The 17,304-nt window shown below is 65.1% G+C and carries 13 protein-coding genes; 3 read left to right on the top strand and 10 right to left on the bottom strand.

All coding sequences use genetic code 11. The features are described from left to right. The first annotated feature begins 43 nt into the window (after positions 1-43). Complete coding sequence (locus tag AAF430_09495; GenBank protein MEM7410452.1) at positions 44-523, top strand: YHS domain-containing (seleno)protein; 480 nt, start codon at positions 44-46, stop codon at positions 521-523. 99 nt (positions 524-622) lie between these two features. Here AAF430_09495 and AAF430_09490 read toward each other — a convergent pair whose 3' ends face one another. The 3 genes from AAF430_09490 to AAF430_09480 all read right to left on the bottom strand — a co-directional run bounded on the left by AAF430_09490 (position 623) and on the right by AAF430_09480 (position 4,596). After that, positions 623-2,983: an arylsulfatase gene (locus AAF430_09490; protein ID MEM7410451.1), complete on the bottom strand. Its 2,361-nt coding sequence runs from the start codon at positions 2,981-2,983 to the stop codon at positions 623-625. 66 nt (positions 2,984-3,049) lie between these two features. Next, positions 3,050-3,709 carry a hypothetical protein gene (locus tag AAF430_09485; GenBank protein ID MEM7410450.1) on the bottom strand — a complete coding sequence of 220 codons (660 nt, stop codon included), beginning with the start codon at positions 3,707-3,709 and terminating at the stop codon, positions 3,050-3,052. Between the two features lie 257 nt (positions 3,710-3,966). Further along, positions 3,967-4,596 carry a TetR/AcrR family transcriptional regulator gene (locus tag AAF430_09480; protein MEM7410449.1) on the bottom strand — a complete coding sequence of 210 codons (630 nt, stop codon included), beginning with the start codon at positions 4,594-4,596 and terminating at the stop codon, positions 3,967-3,969. 156 nt (positions 4,597-4,752) lie between these two features. Between AAF430_09480 and AAF430_09475 the strand changes: the two genes are divergently transcribed. Continuing rightward, entirely contained in the window at positions 4,753-6,000 is a 1,248-nt protein-coding gene (locus AAF430_09475; GenBank protein MEM7410448.1) for a hypothetical protein, read from the top strand. Positions 6,001-6,138: 138 nt separating this feature from the next. Here AAF430_09475 and AAF430_09470 read toward each other — a convergent pair whose 3' ends face one another. From AAF430_09470 to AAF430_09440, 7 genes are all read right to left on the bottom strand, one after another. Then, positions 6,139-6,894 carry a glucose 1-dehydrogenase gene (locus tag AAF430_09470; protein MEM7410447.1) on the bottom strand — a complete coding sequence of 252 codons (756 nt, stop codon included), beginning with the start codon at positions 6,892-6,894 and terminating at the stop codon, positions 6,139-6,141. A gap of 16 nt (positions 6,895-6,910) precedes the next feature. Further along, entirely contained in the window at positions 6,911-7,663 is a 753-nt protein-coding gene (locus AAF430_09465; protein ID MEM7410446.1) for an SDR family oxidoreductase, read from the bottom strand. Then, positions 7,660-8,433, bottom strand: a complete 774-nt coding sequence (locus tag AAF430_09460; protein ID MEM7410445.1) for an enoyl-CoA hydratase/isomerase family protein — start codon at positions 8,431-8,433, stop codon at positions 7,660-7,662. The genes AAF430_09465 and AAF430_09460 overlap by 4 nt, the downstream gene beginning before the upstream one ends. A gap of 169 nt (positions 8,434-8,602) precedes the next feature. Next, a complete protein-coding gene (locus tag AAF430_09455) occupies positions 8,603-10,816 on the bottom strand; it encodes an arylsulfatase (GenBank protein ID MEM7410444.1) in 2,214 nt (737 codons plus the stop codon). Positions 10,817-10,883: 67 nt separating this feature from the next. Beyond that, the gene (locus tag AAF430_09450; GenBank protein ID MEM7410443.1) at positions 10,884-11,513 is read right to left on the bottom strand and encodes a TetR family transcriptional regulator; all 630 of its coding nucleotides are present in this window, start codon (positions 11,511-11,513) and stop codon (positions 10,884-10,886) included. A gap of 173 nt (positions 11,514-11,686) precedes the next feature. Next, positions 11,687-13,597: a PKD domain-containing protein gene (locus tag AAF430_09445; protein ID MEM7410442.1), complete on the bottom strand. Its 1,911-nt coding sequence runs from the start codon at positions 13,595-13,597 to the stop codon at positions 11,687-11,689. 371 nt (positions 13,598-13,968) lie between these two features. Then, positions 13,969-14,811: an AraC family transcriptional regulator gene (locus tag AAF430_09440; protein MEM7410441.1), complete on the bottom strand. Its 843-nt coding sequence runs from the start codon at positions 14,809-14,811 to the stop codon at positions 13,969-13,971. A 1,182-nt stretch (positions 14,812-15,993) separates the two neighbouring features. On the opposite strand from AAF430_09440, the gene AAF430_09435 reads away from it, so the two are divergent. After that, a complete protein-coding gene (locus AAF430_09435) occupies positions 15,994-16,896 on the top strand; it encodes a hypothetical protein (GenBank protein ID MEM7410440.1) in 903 nt (300 codons plus the stop codon). The last annotated feature ends 408 nt before the right edge of the window (positions 16,897-17,304 follow it).

The following is a 17,304-nucleotide window of genomic DNA, read 5'->3' as shown; positions in this document are numbered from 1 at the left end:
TGCGAGAAGCAGGATCGTCAATCGAAGGAAGGGCGGTGTCGCCATGTCACGTCTCTACGATCTCCGGTACCTCACCATGGCTGCCTTGGCCGCGGCCGTGATGTTCGCCGAGGTGTCCTTCGCGGCACACCCGGTCTACCGCGCCCAAGTCGGTGGGCCCGCGATCGACGGCTATGACACCGTCGCCTACTTCACGCTTGGACATGCGGTTCGTGGTAGCGCCGAGTTCCAATACGAGTGGCGCGACACCACCTGGTATTTCGCGAATGCCGACCATCTGGCCATGTTCGTCGAGAATCCCGAGCGATACGCACCCCAGTTTGGCGGCTACTGTTCGTACGCGGCCAGTCGTGGGCGTCTGTACAAGGGGCACCCCGAAGTCTTCACGATTCAGGATGGCCGGCTCTACTTCAACAACACCTCGTCCATCGAAGAGTTGTGGCTGGAAGACCGAAGCTCCTACATCGACGCAGCCAAGCGCTTCTTTCCCGAGCTGATCGGCGAGAACCAATCGCGCCCGTAGGCAGCGCGCGGGTTGGCCCGCGGGCGGGCTCGCCGGCGCCAATCCCCAACTCCCATCTCTCGGGTCGGAGAACGCACGCCTTCTCCTCGCACCGCGTTCTCAACGCAAATCGAAGACCACCTGGTCGAGCTCTCCCTGGAACTCGAACGGTGCCTCGTACCGCGTCGTCACGGGCAGTCTCAGGTCACGGCCCACATCGAGCCCCTCCCAGGTCGGTAGGGCGCCGCCCGCGGGTAGCTCCTGGCTGGCGACGCGACGGCCGTCGACCTCGAGGTGTCCGGTGCCGGCCAGTGCGGCCATCCAGTCGATCTGGCCCGACTGCAAGAAGCTCCTTCCAAGACTGAGGAGTGGGGACGTCTGTTCGAAGACGAAGGCGACTTCGATTGCGCCGAGCGGAAGCTCGGGCGACTCGAGGCGGAAGGAGTCACCCGCCCGGTTCAGCTCGTAGTGGAGACGATTGTCCTTCACGAAGAGCGAGTAGCCGGAGGCGAGGTCGCCGTGAGCGACCAGGACGCCTTCCGAGTCCTTCGCCTCGCGCCGGATCGAGGCCGTGATCGTGAAGTCACGGCCTAGCGTCATGGGTGCACCGAAGAGCGGAATCGTCTCCGTACCGCGCCGCAGGACGATGCGCTTCTTCTCGAGCATACGACTCCGGTCGACCCGGTTGCGGTAGACGCGGTCGTCGATCGGAAGGACCTGGTTCGCCTCGGCGGCTTCCCAGAAACGAGCTTCCAGTTCGGCGACGCGTTCTGGAAACTCGGCCGCCAGGTCATCGGTCTCGGCGATGTCGCGATCGGTCTGGTAGAGCTTCCAGGGTGCTTCGTCCCATGGAGTCGTGTACGCGTCCTTGTTGTCGGCGAAGGCAACGATCTTCCAGCCGTCGGCGGTTGCGAAAGCACGGTGGCCGCCGATCTCGTAGTACTGCTCGGTGCGACGGCTCGGCGCGTCCGGTGCGCCGAACGAGTAGCGCATGCTGACGCCGTCCAGGTTCCGGACCTCGAGGCCGCGCCAGGTGGCCGGCGGGGCCACGCCGGCGGCCTCGAGAACCGTCGGGACGATATCGGTCACGTGATGGAACTGCCTTCGGGTCTCACCGCGAGCTTCGATGCCATTCGGCCAATGGACGATGAGCGGGCTTCGGTTGCCGCCCCCATGTTGTGTTGCCTTCCCACGCGAAAGGGGCGTGTTGCTGACCTGCATCCACCCCATGGGATAGTTCGGTCGAGTGGTGACCGAGCCGAGCTCCGCGAGAACGCGCTGGTTGTATGCGAAGTTCCCGTCTTCCGCACCGGCCTGGCGTCGGACCGAGTTGGCGCGCCCTTCTTCCCCGCCGCCGCGACTTCCGCCGTTGTCGGCGAGGATCACGAAGAGGGTGTTCTCGAGCTGTCCCGTCTCCTCGAGATGGGCGACCAGACGACCGACGTTCTGGTCCAGATTGTCCAAGAACGCCGCAAAGAGCTCCTGAAACCGCGCTGCCATCGAGCGCTCCGCATCGTCGAGCTGGTCCCAGGGCCGAACCTGCTTGTCGTACCCCGCGAGTTTTGTTTGTCGTGGCACAACGCCGAGCTGCTTCTGGCGGGCGAGTCGTTCCGCTCGGACCGCATCCCATCCGCGGTCGTAGCGTCCGCGGTACTTCGCGATGTCCGCAGGTTTCGCCTGGTGAGGCGCGTGCACGGCGCCGGCCGCGTAGTAGAGGAAGAACGGCTTCTCCGGCGCGATGGCGTGCTGGGTCTTGAGCATCGAGATTGCGCGATCGGTCATGGCATCTGGAAAGTAGAAGTCGTCAGGAACGCGCTCGACGAACTCATTGCCCGCGACGAGGAAATTCGGGTGGAACTGGTTCACCTCGCCATCGAGGAAGCCCCAGAAACGCTCGAAACCGCGGCCGGTTGGCCAGTTGTCGAAGGGCCCCACCTGGGTCTCGTGGCTCATGTTCACCAGGTGCCATTTGCCGGTCATCAGGGTGCTGTAGCCGCGGGCACCGAGGATTTCGGCGAGCGTCATGACGTCCGGAGCGATCTCTCCGCGGTAGCCCGGGTGGCCCAGGTCGAAGTTGGAGAGGAAACCGACGCCGGCCCGGTGATGGTTGACGCCGGTGAGGAGCGCGGCGCGGGTTGGCGAGCAGAGAGCGGTGACCGTGAAGTTCGTGTAGCGCAGCCCGTTCCGGGCGAGGCGGTCGATGCTCGGCGTCGAGATTTCCGAGCCATACGGCCCAAGGTCGCCGAAGCCCAGGTCGTCGACGAGCACGATGACGACGTTCGGCGCACCTTCGGGAGCAGCGATGGGTTCGAGGAAATTCGGCATCACGTCGCGGGTGTCGCGGGCGACTTCGCTGCCAGAGGCTGCCGTGAGCGATACGAGCAGGAGGAGCGCTGCTGCCGCCCCGTATCGTCGTGGGTGGCCGCGGCCTCTCGCGCCGCCCACGCGGCGCGAATCGATCGGGGTCGCATCGATCTTCATGGTTCCCTCCTCGAGATCGTGAAGCCGACGAGCATCGCGTCGCTGGCGTTCCATCCGTGGTGTCGGTTAGCGAATGATGGAGAGACTGTTCTGCAGGACCATCTGCGCGCAGACGAAGAGCCCGACCGCAGGGAAGAGGATCCAGACGCCATTCGTGCCGCCGACGACGGGGATGACCCGCGCGATCGGTTGGAGCGCATAGCGCCGGTTGAACAGGTACGAGAAGAAGTAGAGGCTCGTGTTGTAGAGCTTTTGGTAGAAGATCAGCGCCCCGAGAAGGCCGAGGACCAACGGAGAATCCCAGAGCGTCATTCCGAAGAGGAAGAGGATGCTGGGGATCAAGGTCGACCAGCCGTTTCCCACATCGACGGCGAAGCCGAACGACTTTCGATCCGCATACGACGGATCGAAACGTGCGTACTCGTACCACATACGCGCCCAGAACGTCGCGGAGAAGAGCTGACGGATGGGCACAGGCGTCAGCCAGAACGATCCTCGGGGCCGTTCAGCGCGCGCGTCTGGATCGTGGAACCAGCGCTCGATCGTGCCGATGCGGAGACCGAGGCAGATCTCCTGGACGCACGTGACGATGTTGACGGCGAGAAAGAACGCGAGCGCGACCTGCCAGACGTTCACGTTGCCGTGGGAGTTTGCGTGCCAAACCCCGAACCCGACGGTGCAACCGAGAACCCAGACTACATAGAGGGCGATGTACGGAACGCGCATGGATGGACCTCTGCTCCCGCACGCGCTCGCGTCGCGGGTTCGAGCCGGCACTCGTGGCGAGCCATGATGTACACCGGCGCACCGCTTGGGTACAAGCCTGCGCAACCGCGGGTGCGAGTTCCGTGCGCCCCCGATCGCGGCATCGGACTCGCAAAGAGCCGGTCTACGAGGTTTCTCGCAGGCGATCTACCGGCTTGTAGGCGCGTGGCCCCGTGTACGTGCGGAGCGCGACTGCGCTTTCGCAACCCGGCCGGGGATCAGGCTCGCGGACCCTGGAACACGGCAGTGATGGCGTTGACCAGCTCGTCGACGAAGGCGTCCCGCTCGGCGGGTCGGTGGTCGCGCTTCTGAGCGAACTGCAGCGTCGCGTAGTCGGCGAGGCCGTGATAGAGCAAGCTGCCGACCAAGAGCCGCCTTGATTGCCAATACTGCGGGTTCGCTTCGTTCGCGCGACTCATGACCGCCAGAGGGCCGCCGGGGATGGCGTCGAATTTCCGGTGTCTCTCGAGGACCGCGAACCTCGGGTGCCCCAACAGCTGCCCGATCAGTCTCAGGTACGCGACGCCATCGGTGCGATTCAGGAGATCGACGTAGGGCATCACGAGGACACGGACCTCGTCGCGGAGTTCGACGCCGTCGACCTGTGCGAGTTCGGCGGCGTAAGCCCGGTGCTTCGCACTCGTCTCGGCGTCGTACTTGTCGAGGATCGCCGATACGAGGCCGTCTTTCCCACCGAAGTGGTAGTGGATGGCCGAGGCGTTCGCGGCACCGGCGGCGTGGGTGATGGCGCCAATGCGAACTCCGTCCAGGCCATGCTCCGCGAAGAGCTCGAGGGCTGCGGCCATCAGCTTCTGTCGTGTCGCATCCGTTTGCCGTGCGGCGTCCACGGTGGGTCAACCTAAACGAAAACGAGAATGAAGACGAACGGATCCCGCTATTCCCCCGGGGGAGTCGGCCTAATCGAGTCGTTAATAGATTCCATTGACACCGAGACCCCCGAGCGGACACCATGGCGCCCTCGATCACTCACCGGAGGAGCATCCATGTCCCGACTTCAACAGACCGTGAAGGTGATGGTGCTGTTAGCCGTCGCTTTCCTCCTTGCTGCGCCCGCAGCGGCGCAGACCTATGTCATCACCGCCAAGGCGGGTTCGGCGACGGGTGCCTTCGTCGACCTGCCCGCGGTCGGCGCCTCTCCCTGCCCGTCGATCACTCAAGGCTTCCGCATTGGCACAATGGTCCCGCAGACCATGACCATCGGTGGCACGGGCATGACGCCCGCGAACTCGTCGATGGCGATCGCCTTCCCGAACGGCTGTATGCGCGGCAACCCCGCGACGCAGACCGTGATGGCCACCGGCACGATGGCCGGCGCCCAGTTCACGATGCCCACGAGCGTCATCAGCGCTCCGGCGGCTGGGGCGGTGCAGGTCGTGCCGGCGCCGATCAACCCGGCAATCCAGCAGCTCGCGACCAGCTTCAGCTTCAACGGTCCCATGAGCGTGCCGTTCGAAGCCCAGAACCAGACGATGGCGACCGGCAACAACACCGCCGTCTGGCGCCAGATGCGCGCGGGCGCATGGACGGCCCAGACGGGTCGGGCCGGAGCGAACTTCACTTGGTGCATGGGCGCGCCGCCGAACCCGCTCTGCACGAACATCACGGGTGCGGGCGCCGCTTCGCCGGGCATCATCAAGAACACGGCGGGTCCAAACGCGTTCGGTGGCACGATGGGTCTGGTCCTTACGACAGGAGCGAACACCTCGTCGCTCGCGATCCTCGGCATCCCCGGTATCCCGGGAGGTGTCGGGCTCAACCTGATCGTCGGGATGGGTTCGCGTGCTGCGGGTCGCGGCTACGCGGCCTACGACACGGACGTTCTGCCCTCCGGGCCGATCTTCCTGATGTACACCCTGACCATGACGGGCCCGTTCGGTCTGGTAGGCATGGTGTCGACGCCGATCCCGAACATGCTGCCCGCGGGCGTGAACCGAAACTTCGGCTTCCCCTGGACCACGGGTACGGTCGTCGTGCGGAACACGGGGACGGCACAGGGCAACCCGAACGTGGTCACTCACACCGCCGTGGGCTCCGACTCCGTGACCGGGATGGGCGCGCGCAACATTCAGCTGGTCGCGGGGCATCTCTCGAAGGCGACGTTCGCCGGCAACAACGCCACCGCGAACTTCTCGGCGATTCGGCTGCCCGAGCCCACTCAGACTCCCGGTCTGTTGGCCGGCGCGCTGATCCTGGCCGGTATCGCAGTGTGGCGTTCTCGCGCGAACCGATGAGTGCGAGCACGCCGTCCTCGGCGGCGTGAAACGTCCTTAGCCGGGCCGTCCCCCTGCTTCCAGGTCGGGGGGGCGGCCCGGTACGTTTTCGGTGCCCAGGCCCCCAGCGCCCCCGGGTCTGTTCCTCGGCGCCGCCGCTTACAGCGGTCGCTTCACGTAGCCGCCGTCGACGCGAATGATCTGGCCCGTCACCCACGCTGACGCGTCCGATACGAGATAGAGAAGCGTGCCGCAGAGATCCTCCGGATCTCCCATCACCTTCAGCGGCGTCGCGGGATTCATCGCCTCGAGGTACCCGGGCGGCCGCGCGGCGTCTCCTTGCGCGGTGCTGATGGGACCCGGTGCGATGCAGTTGATCCGGATGCCCTGCGGTCCGAGTTCCTGGCTCAGCCACGTCGTCATGCCCTGGACGCCTAGCTTGCTGATGCCGTAGGCGTGACCGCCCTCGAATGCGCCGATCGACGAGATGTTGACGATGGCACCGCCGCCCCGCCTGCGCATCGCGGGCACCGCGGAGCGAATGCAGTTCAACCCTCCCGACAGATTGATGTCGAGCGTCCGCTGCCACTCCTCGCGCGGGTAGTCGAGCAGGCCCGACATGATCGCGGGCATGTAGGCGGCATTGTTGACGAGGATGTCGACGCCGCCGAACCGGTCGCTCGCTTCGGAGACCATCGCATCGGTCATGCTCGGATCGGCGACGTCGACCCGCACGCCGATCGCATTCCCGCCCTCGGAAGAGAGCCGCTCGGCTACCGCCTTGGCATTGTCGTGATCGATGTCGGCCACCACGATCGACGCGCCGGCTTCGGCGAGGGCGCTGGCGTAGACCTCGCCAATGCCGCGGCCGGATCCGGTCACGATGGCCACCTTGCTTTCGAGGGAGTCGGTCATTTCATCTTCCTTCCGGTCATCCGGCCGTTATGCCGCCATCGATCGAGAGGCAGGCGCCGTGAATCGACGCGCCTCGGTCCGAGGTCACGAACAAGATCAGGTCGGCGACTTCTTCCGGGCTCGACGGCGGGCGAATCCCTGTGTACCGCCCGATCAAATCGCCCCGGACGCCTTCTGGGATCGACACGGTCGTGCCCATGGGCGTCGCCATGCCGCCAGGGGCGATCGCGTTGATGCGAACGCCGTCGTGCATGTGCTCCATGGCGAGCGACTTCGTCATGTGGACCAGCGCCGCCTTGCTCGTCGCGTACGGAACGAGATAGGCCTCCCCCACGAAGGCAGCCGACGACGCGACGTTCAGGATGTTGCCGCCGCGCTCGATCAGGGATCCGATCGCGGCCTGATAGAGGAAGAAAGGCCCATTCAGGTTGATTCCGAGGAACCGATTCCATTCTTCCGGTGTGACGTCGCGCGAATGGAAGAAACCGACGATGCCCGCGACGTTGGCCAGGACATCGACTCCGCCGTGGGCGGACGTGCATGTCGCAATGGCATCTCGGGAGGCCTGCGGGTCCGAGATGTCACAGCGCGCCGTCTTGGTTTCGGCGCCGAGGGCCCGCGCTTCGGAAGCCGCTGACTCGAGCCCCCCGGCGTCGATGTCGACGAGCATCAGCGCGGCGCCTTCTCTGGCATAGGCCATCGCGGTCGCGCGGCCGAGGCCAGACGCGGCGCCGGTTACGACGACGGCCTTTCCGTCGAAACGGCTCACTCTGCGTCCGCCGCCGGCTGGGCCCGCGGGATGATCATCTCCAGAGCCCCGAGGCCTTCGAGCGCGAGACCATGGCCGATGCCCTCTTCGAGCAGGCGCTTGAGGCGCTGGGTGAGGAGGGTGCGGGAGTACCGGAGCGTCAGGTCCGGAAGCCAGGCGAGCTCCTGGGCGAGCTCGAGCGCCCGCGGCATGAGCTGCTCGGGCGGCAGCACTTCGTTCACGACGCCGAGCGTCTGCGCTTCCGCTGCCGAGATTCGTTGCCCGGTCATGAGGAAGTAGCGGCCGCGGTTCGTTCCGAGCCAGTCCAGCCAGAACACGTGAACGCCGTCGCCGGGGACCGTGGCGTAGCCGATGTGGGGCTCGTCCTGAAAAACGGCGGTCTCGCTCGCGAGCGTGATGTCCGACAGGAGGGGTAGCTCGGCGTGGATCGTGGCGGGACCGTTCACGGCGCCGATCACCGGAACCGGGATCTCGAGGAGGTCCCGCAGCATCTGCTTGCCTTCGCAATAGATGTGATGCCAGTCGGAGGGGCGCTTGATCGAGCGCTGTGCTCCGAACCGCTCGCAGAACGCGTCACCGCTACCGGTGAACACGACGACCCGGTTGTCCTGGTCCATCGCCACATCGCGGAAGGCGCGGGACCAGTCGCTGTGGTGCTGGTGTGAGTAGACGACGGAACCGCCGTCGGAGTGGAGTCGCATCACGAGCACGCCCGATTCGTCTCGCTCGAACTGGATCGTGGGGTAGGCGTCGAAGTAGCCGGGGGTCATCGTGTGCCTCGAGGAGTGGGGACTGGATCTCGAATTATTGATACACTATAAAACATAGGGCATCAATCTCGAGGCCACGGGAGCCGGCTGGCTCTCGCTGCCGAAGTCATTCGAGAGCCGGTGCGACCGGGGAGGGAGGCGCTGGGCTCCAGCGAGTCGTCGTGCCGGCTCAGTGGAGCTCGAACACGACCTTGCCCAGGACCCCCCGGTAGGCGAAAGGCGGCGCGTAGCTTTGCGACGCCGCGGCTCCGCGATCGAGGCCGATGTCGAGCCCTTCCCAGAGCAGGAGTGGGGGCCCGGTCGGCAGGCGATCTCGCGCGACGGCGACGCCGTTGACACGAAGTGTGAGCTTGCCGCCCAGGAATCGGTAGCGGTTCCACAACCCGCCGCGGAAGATCGCTCCGAGTACGCTATCGCGTTCGAAATCGACCCTGGCCTCGACCGGGCCCTGGGGGAGTGGCGACGGCGACTCCAGGAGAGTGAGGTCCCCAAAGCAGTTCACGTCGAAGTGAAGCCTGCCGTCCTTCACGTACAACGAATAGCCCGAGTGGGGGTCGCCCATCGCGACGAGCACGCCGTCATTGTCTGCCGCGTGTTCGAGTTGCGCGCTGATCGACCACGAACGCAGGACGATGCGTGGAGCCAGCTGCATCGAGAGCGGGCCATCGCCCGCCTCGAACTCGATCCGATCCGGTCGGCTCGTGAAGTCCGCGCGATCCATCGTGGCGCGTGAGTCGATGGGGTACACATCGTAGCGGCGCGCGGCCGCGTCGAACGCCGCTTCGAGCGCCTCGACCTTCTCGGGCATCTGGTCCGCGAGGTCGTTCGACTCGGCCGGGTCCCGAGTGAGATCGTAGAGCTCCCAGGGGTAGTCCTCCTGGGGCTCCCCATCCGGGCGCCAGGAGACGAGCTTCCACCCGCGCCGGACGTACCCGCGATTTCCCTCCATCTCGTAGTACTGTTCGAGCTTCCGCGTGGGCGCAGATGCGTCGGCCAGCGTGTACGCGAAGCTGGTTCCCTCCATCGGCTTCTGCGTGCTGGCTTCGGCCTCCGCCGGATGCTCGATGCCGAGAAGCTCGAGTAGCGTCGGCGTGATGTCGTTGATGTGGTGGAACTGATCGCGGAGCGCGCCGCCATCCTCGATGCCTGCTGGCCAGTGAACGATGAGCGGCGACCGGATGCCGCCGCCGTGCACGCTCGCCTTGCTCAGCTTGAAAGGGGTGTTGCTGGCTTGCATCCAGCCGAGCGGGTAGTTCGGGTACGACGTAGGGCCGCCGACGCCCGGTAGCTCGCGCATCCGCTGCTCGTCCGTCTCGCCGATCCGGCTGAAGAATCGCCCTTGGTTGGTGGTCCCGTTCGGGAAGGCTTCGCGGCTCGCGCCGTTGTCGGAGAGGACGAGCAGGATCGTATTTTCGAGCTCGCCACTTTGTTCCAGCCAATCGACCAGGCGCCCAACATTCTGGTCGATGTTGTCGATGAACGCCGCGTAGTTCTCCTGGAGGCGCGTCGAAACGAGCTGATCCGCATCGGACAGTTCGTCGAATGGAACGACGCCGGGGTAGTAGGGCGCGAGCGGTGTACCCGAAGGAACCAGGCCTGCTCGTTCCTGGCGCCGCAGCCGCTCGGCGCGAACGACGTCGTATCCGCGGTCGTAGCGGCCGCTGTATTTCGCGCGGTCCTCAGGACGGGTGTGATGCGGTGCGTGCGCCGCCGCCGCCGTGGCATAGAAGAGGAAGAAGGGCCGCTCCGTGTTCGCGTCGCGTAGCGTTTCGAGCATCTCGATCGCGCGATCGGTCAGAGCGTCCGGAAGGTAGAAACTTCCATCCGGAGGGACGTGGATCCGTGTCGTGTCCTGCCACAGTTCGTGGGGCACCCACTGGTTCGTGTGGGACGAGAGAATCCCGAAGAAGTGCTCGAATCCGCGGCCGGTGGGCCATTGATCGAAGGGACCCTCCGCGCGCTGATCCCCGGCGTGTACGAGATGCCACTTGCCGACCATGCGGGTCGCGTAGCCCTGATCGCGAAGGATCTCGGGGAGCGTGGCCACGTTCCGGTGGATCACGCCGCGGTAGCCGGGAAAGTCTCGCGGGATGTCGGGGACGTGCCCGACCCCCGCAGAGTGGTGATTCAGGCCGGTGAGCAGGGCCGCGCGGCTCGGGGAGCAAACAGCGGTGACGGTGAAGTTCGTGTAGCGAAGGCCGTGCGCTGCGAGCTGGTCGATGTGGGGGGTTTCGATTTCGGACCCATAGGCGCCGAGGTCCGCGAAACCCACATCGTCCATCAGGACGATGACGATGTTCGGCGGGCGTTCCCCGGCAAGCGCAGGAGCGCCGAGGATCGAAAGGGCAGCCGTGACCAGCAGGTTCGCGGTGAACCGAAGCATGACTGGGCGACCTCCATGGGGCTCTGGTTCGTGCACGCCAAGGGGAACCGAGGCAAGCCCCGGAGCGCTAGTCGATGCGCAGTGCCGAGGCGACGGCAGAGATCAGGCTCTCGACGTCCTCGCGATGCTCCGCGCGAGGCCCCACGATCCTTCGCTCCAACGCGATCCCCTGAAGTCCCAGCGTGGCGAGCCGCTCGGCCCGATCGACTTCGGCCGTGGGGATTCCCGAGAACGCCTTGCGCCACATCTCGCGGATGCGTCCACGAATCTCTCGCGCGAGCTTTCGCACCTCGGATCGATGCGATCGGTCGCGTCCCAACTCCGACTGGATGTCGAGGAGGATGTGGTAGTCCGGGTGCGACATGGGGGTCCACATCGCCTCGACTAGGAGTCGCAGCCGGTCCGAGGGCTCCGACGGAACGGGAGCGGCCTCGGAAACCGAATCGTGGAGCCATTCGAAGGTGCGCCCGAGCAGTGCGAGCAGCAGTCCCGCTCGATCCCCGAAGTGATACTGGATCACTCCCCAGGAGAGTTCGCATCGACTCGCGATCTTCGTCGCACTGGTGCCGGCCAACCCGTCCTCTCGGAGGCACTCGAGCGCCGTTTCCAGGATGAGTTCCCGGGTCTTCGCGCGTCGCGGGGTCTCCCCGCGCTCTGCCGAAGTCGGAGAGGTCTTCTTCGGTTTCTTGGCGGCCATCTCGACCTAGAAAATAGCAGCGCAATGAAACATTGAAACTCAATGGTCGAGCCGGACTCCGCGCTCGAGGGCTGACCTCGCTGGCTACGAGCATCTCACCGAGCGAACCGCTTCCCAGCGCCGCTTCGAGGATCGATGGGGTCCTGAGGAGACCGACCCAGACGCTGCGGAAATCAGTCCACGACGTTCACCGTGACCGGTACCGTTGTGCTGGCTCCCAACGTGTCCCATACCGTGACCTGGACGTTGTAGGTGCCCAAGCCGGTGAAGGTCACGACCGGGTTCGGAGCGAAGATCGAGAGCGGGACCGAGCCCGTCCCGCCGTCGAAGTCCCATTGCCACGAGACCGGGCTCGGGTTTGCGGGGGCGAAGATCGGGTAGCCGAGGTCATCCTCGTCCGAGGCGATCACCTGGAATGAGATCGACTCGCCGCTCCAGATCGTGAGCGGGCCGGTCACTGGATGGCCGTCCGCCCAGACACTGGCGTCGGGCGCTTCGGTGACGACCACCTGGAACGGCGCGATCGTCGAGTTCGCCGAACCGTCGTAGACCTGGGCCGAGAGGTCCAAGGTCTCGCTGGGGCCACCCGGTGCGGCGAGATCGAAGGTCACGGACGGCGCGGGGTTGAAGATGTCGAGGGGGTTCGCGGTCGTCCCGCCGCCGAAGTTCCAGACGACCGTGATGGGAGCCGGGAAGCCCATGGACTCGAAGATCGGGAAGCCGAGGCCGTCGGGATCCGGCGCGTTGAATCCGAGCAAGACCGTCGACCCCGCGATCGCGAGCAGTGGAGAGTCGAGGGGCTGGAGATTGGCGAGCAGGTTGACGGGCGGGGCGCAGGCATCGCCGCCGCTGCCGTCGGGGCAATGCAGGCCGCCCGCGATGGTGGCGCCTGTGTCGACGTCGCCGGTGTACAGTTCCTGGTAGGTGTCTACACCAAAGTCGATGACCACGTCGTCCGGGGTGCCGAACTTGCCGTCGGCCCCGAGTCCGAGCGTGTTGTTGAGACTGCCGTTTCCGTCCATCACGTTGCCAGTTCCGTTGCCGGGCTTGGTGTGAAAGTTGCCCAACATGTGACCGGCCTCGTGGCTCGCGATGATGCCGACCGCGTGGCCGATGAGATCGATCATGGTCTTGCTGGGATCCAACGGGATGCTGTTCAGGGTGGTGGATAGGCCCGCTGGCTCGCTCAGCAAATCTACGGCGACGACCGCAGTCTCGGCGGTCAGGAAATTGCCCACGTCGTAGTACAGGGCGGCGCCGTTGGCGCCGGCGCGTCTCATATCGTCGTTCCCGCCGATGACGATCCGGCTCACGTGCGGGCCGGGAAACGGGTCGTCGTGGTCGCGGCTGTTCAAGATGCGGATGTCCGAGTTCGGGTTGCCCCCCAAGAGGTTGATGTCGTGACGCAGCAGCTCGGTGATCTTCGCGAGGATCGCGTCGATGACGGCATCCTCGTCTGCGCTCGTGAGACCCCAGCGAGGCAAGAGATTGACCAATGGCTCGACGATGCCCTCGTCCCCCACGAGGAAGGCGTCGGGATCTACGGTGGCTCCGTTGAAGTCGACCCATATCGTCTGGACCGAGGCGGGGGCGGCGGACTCGAGCGGAGCGCGGAACGCGCGCAACCCGAGTTCGTAGGCCCCGCCGGCGCCGTCGCTCACGCGAACCGCGTAGGTGCCCGGGTGGCGCACGACGAAGAAGACCGACGCGTTTCCGTCCTCGTCCAACGGGGAGCCCGGAGGCAGCAGAGGGGTCCTGTCGAAGCGCGAACCCATCACCTCCGCGCCTGCGACATCAAACAGAGTCACTTCACTGGCGTCGCCTGAGACCCGGGCGACGAACACGTCGCTCACGGCGAGATCGACGGTGAAATAGTCCTCGTCTCCGCCGCCGATCGAGCCCGCGACATCGGCCTCGGGGTTGGCTGCGCTTCCGAAGCCCACCACCGCATTCGCCGTGGCCTGGGAGCCATTGGGTTCCGTCTCACTCAAGACGAGCGGGCCGTTGGCGTGAGCGGGCGTCCAGCCGGGCGCGGACACCAAGAACGCGAGCGTGACCATCCAGAACCGAGACAGGATCTTCATCGTTCCTCCCGCTTACCTATGCATGAGTGACAACTCGATCGATATCCTCACGGGACGCGGCCACGGGCGGCGGCCGGTGAGTGCTCGGGCATTGTCGCTCCTGCGCCTATCGCCTATCAACCGCCGATTTCTCTCTGAGTCTCGCCTACCCGAGGCCGCAGGCGCCGAGCAATATTCGGGATTCGACTCAGCCTCGAGGACGAACTCGCGCTCTGTCCAGGGGCGCGACCGGCGGCTGGACCAGGCAATCAACGGGAGAGCGCCCGCTACAGATCACTCAGGGCCAGCGCAAGATCCTCCTGAACCCCTCTTGACCACTTTCCTCCAACGGAGAGCAGCGGGTTCGCGAACTCGATTGGCGACTCCGGGACCTAGTGCTCCGAAGAGCGCGTCGCACGGCGAAAGCGAGCCGGAGTTACCCCCAACTTCCTAGAGAAATGGTCCGTCATGTGGGACTGCGAAGAGAATCCTGACGCAAGGGCTACATCGGCCAACGGATCATCGCCGTTGGCCAAGAGTTCACGTGCATTCGAGAGACGGCGTTCGAGCACGTATTGATAGGGTGACATGCCGATCTCTTCGTGAAACGTGCGCGAGAACTGGAAGCGGCTCAACTCAGCAACCTGCGCGAGATCGTCGAGGCTCAGAGGCTCGCTGAAGTGAGCGGCGATGTAGTCGAGCACTTCCGAGATGCCCCTCTTGTGCGTCGTGTCGCATGAGAAGGGAGCTTCGAATCGGCCCCCACGAAGAATCGTGCTCAGCGCGAGTATCGCCACGGATTCAGTAGCGAGGTGGTCGAGAGAGTCATCAGAATAGGAGATGCGGCGCGCGATGTGAGCCAACGTGGCGGCGTCGGCACTAGACATTCGGTGCGGTTCTTCCAGCGCGCGGATCGAGCCCGCTTGCTCGAACTCGTCTCGCATCGTGGGGTGTACATGCAAGCAGATCGTGTCTCCAACGTGCTGGATGGATCGTGCCCAGATGGTGGTTCCCGCGGGATAGAAATCGATCGTCCCAGTGGAGACGCGGCTCTTGCGTGACCGATTTCCGTTGATGGACATCACGCAGGTGGACACTCCCAGCGTGATCATCACACAGTCGCGTTCGAGCGAGAATTCGGATTCGTACGGACCCGGCGAAAGCAGCTGGAGCGTAACCTTGTCGAACGACTTCCGAGGCAGCAGCCGGCCGCATCCCTCGACCGTCTCTCTCACGTGTAATGCCTCAACCTGGCTACCTGCTTCCACGGCATGACCTCGAATCGATAGTCTACGTCTGCCGGGCCAAGCCTTGCCTCGTGATCCGGCAAGGCCCGGCGCCGCTAGGCTCACGTTACTGGATCGCCTCGGCTCCGCGACTCCTCGATGGAGAGCCCCAAGGGCTGCGCCGAAGCACGACAAGGCGCGTTAGGTGAGGAGAGCTGATTGCGCCGCTCACCGATCGCATCCGCAAGACCCCCTCATCCGAAAAGGGTCCACCGCGCGTTGTCAGAAGTCACGAGACCCGCGGAGAGAACCGTGACGGACGGTCTGCAGATCGAAGCGACCTGGAGCGGCCTCCTGATCGGCGCGATTTCGGAATTGGAGAGCCCACCTGCAACCGATCGGGCAGCCTCGGGTCTACGCCGGACGGACGGATCATTGGCAACTGCGGACGCAAACTCCCGAACTCCGTACCTGAAATGCCTCCAGTAGGAAGAGGCGAGCCCAGCCGCATGATCTCGGAATCTTGCGAATCCGAAAGACGAGGATCCGCGCTTTCGAAGACGATGCGGCGGTCTCGTCGCTCGAGTCGGTTCCGGCGAACGCTCCAACGATTGGATTTCACTACGACGATCCGATCGGCGAACGGCGATCGCTGCGGCCTGCTTCCGCTGAATCGCAACTACTTCCAGGGAGGGAGGGATGGAGATGGGCGCGCCGCTCCAATGCGCGTCTGCCCGCCACATCAGCCGATGGAACCGGGGGGAGCCGGTCATCGCGCGTAGCCGGCCGGTTTCGCGCGCCTCCCGGATCCGCAATCAGGCCGTCCCTGGGTCCCTAGGAACGGGAGACGGTTCAACGAGTTCTCGAAATGAACCGACCAGCGGGCCGAAGTTCGGTCCAAGGTCGACAGTTCATTTCGTATTTCCGAGAAGGAGAACGCGAATGAGGACCCAGAGGTTACTGACGAGGACCGCGGCACTTGTTGTCTTGAGCCTGGCCGCCGCAGGAATTGGCTCCCCTGCGACTGCGGCAGTCGTAGAGTTCGATGCCACCGCCACCGCTGGACTCGGAGATGGCGGGAATCCGGCGACAGTCGATGTCTCGCCGAATGGAATTCCCGGTTGCAACATGGGATTGCAGCCCCACCTGAACGCTTCGCTACCCGCGAATGGCTTTGCGGAGATCGGTACCGTGGCACCGCGGTCGCTGATGGCGGTTCGTCCGTTCAAGTACGGGGATCCGGGTCCCACAACGGGGAACACGACGATCATGGCGCGCCCCGGGATGGCGGGGGACAACGGCTTCCCCCAGTACGCGTCGAGCACCTGCATCCTCGCGTTTCCGACGGCGTTCCTACCTGCGATCCTCGCGGGCCGCACGGGTTTCGCCCGCCTGACGGGCCCGGCCGACAACGCGATCACCACCACCACCACGGCGATGGGCAAGATGAATTTCATGGTCACGACCATGGGTCTCGAGTCGCATCATCTCCGCGCGGGCGGTGGACCTGGCAACTTCACGTTCATGGTCCCCACGGTGTTCTCGCCGATGCAGACGATCATGGGCACCGCCGGTCTGAACACTTTCGGTGGCGGCTGGCGCGCTTCGGGTGGCGGCCGTGTCAACCTGGCCGTGAACGCCGCGCCCGGCGTCGTGATCTCCGGTTACTGGCTCTCGGGACCCCGAAAGATCGGACACAATGAAGCGGTGAACACCCAGCTCGTGACCCAGTCGGGCCTATTCACGAACCTCGCGACGATGGGCGTGGCGCCGGTCACCCTCCGCATCTGGAACGCCCGATTCACGACGGGCATGGTAAAGGCCGAGGACAACGGCGGTCAGTTCATCACCATCCGCTCGCAGACGGGCGGCGACAACCGCACGGGCGCGTCCTCGAGCATGGGAACGCTGCTGTTGGTTTCGCCTTGGACGGCGAACCTGATCCCGTTCCTGGGCGGCGCAGCCAACCTCTACTTCGGTGGGACGGGGACGGTGCGCTTCGACTTCCTGCCCGAGCCGGGGCGCACGGCCCTGTTCGCGATGGGCGTACTCGGCGTGCTCGCGCTCCACGTGGCGGCGCGACGTCGCGGCTAGTCAAAGAGCACCGACGCTTTCTATCGCGAAGATCGATCGAAAGGCCTGGGTGGCGATGCTGCCCAGGCCTTTCCGATCCCAGCAATCGAATCAGGTCACATCTCGTCGCCTGAGGCCCAGCGCCGAGTGCGACGTTTCCTTGCGCTACGCGGGGCCATTTCTCGCCGGCATGTGGCCGTTTCGAGCGCTCAAGCGGGCAGTTTGGCCACTGAGGCTGCGCAGGCGGACCTCTGGGCTATTGGAGCGGGGAACTGTGGCCCTCGAAAGGCGTAATGAGCGAGCGGTCGACCTCGGATTCGGAAAAATGCCGTTGTTCGTGGCACGAGCTGTTGCGCGGCACGCGGATCTGGGACCGAGACTCACGAGTTTCCATCAACAAGGCTCGTCGCTCCACCGTGTTGGATGAGT

The organism is Myxococcota bacterium, from assembly GCA_039030075.1.
Classification (GTDB): Bacteria; Myxococcota_A; UBA9160; order UBA9160; family SMWR01; genus JAHEJV01.
The sequence above is the reverse complement of the archived record's forward strand: the minus strand, read 5'-3'. Positions and strand labels throughout refer to the sequence as shown.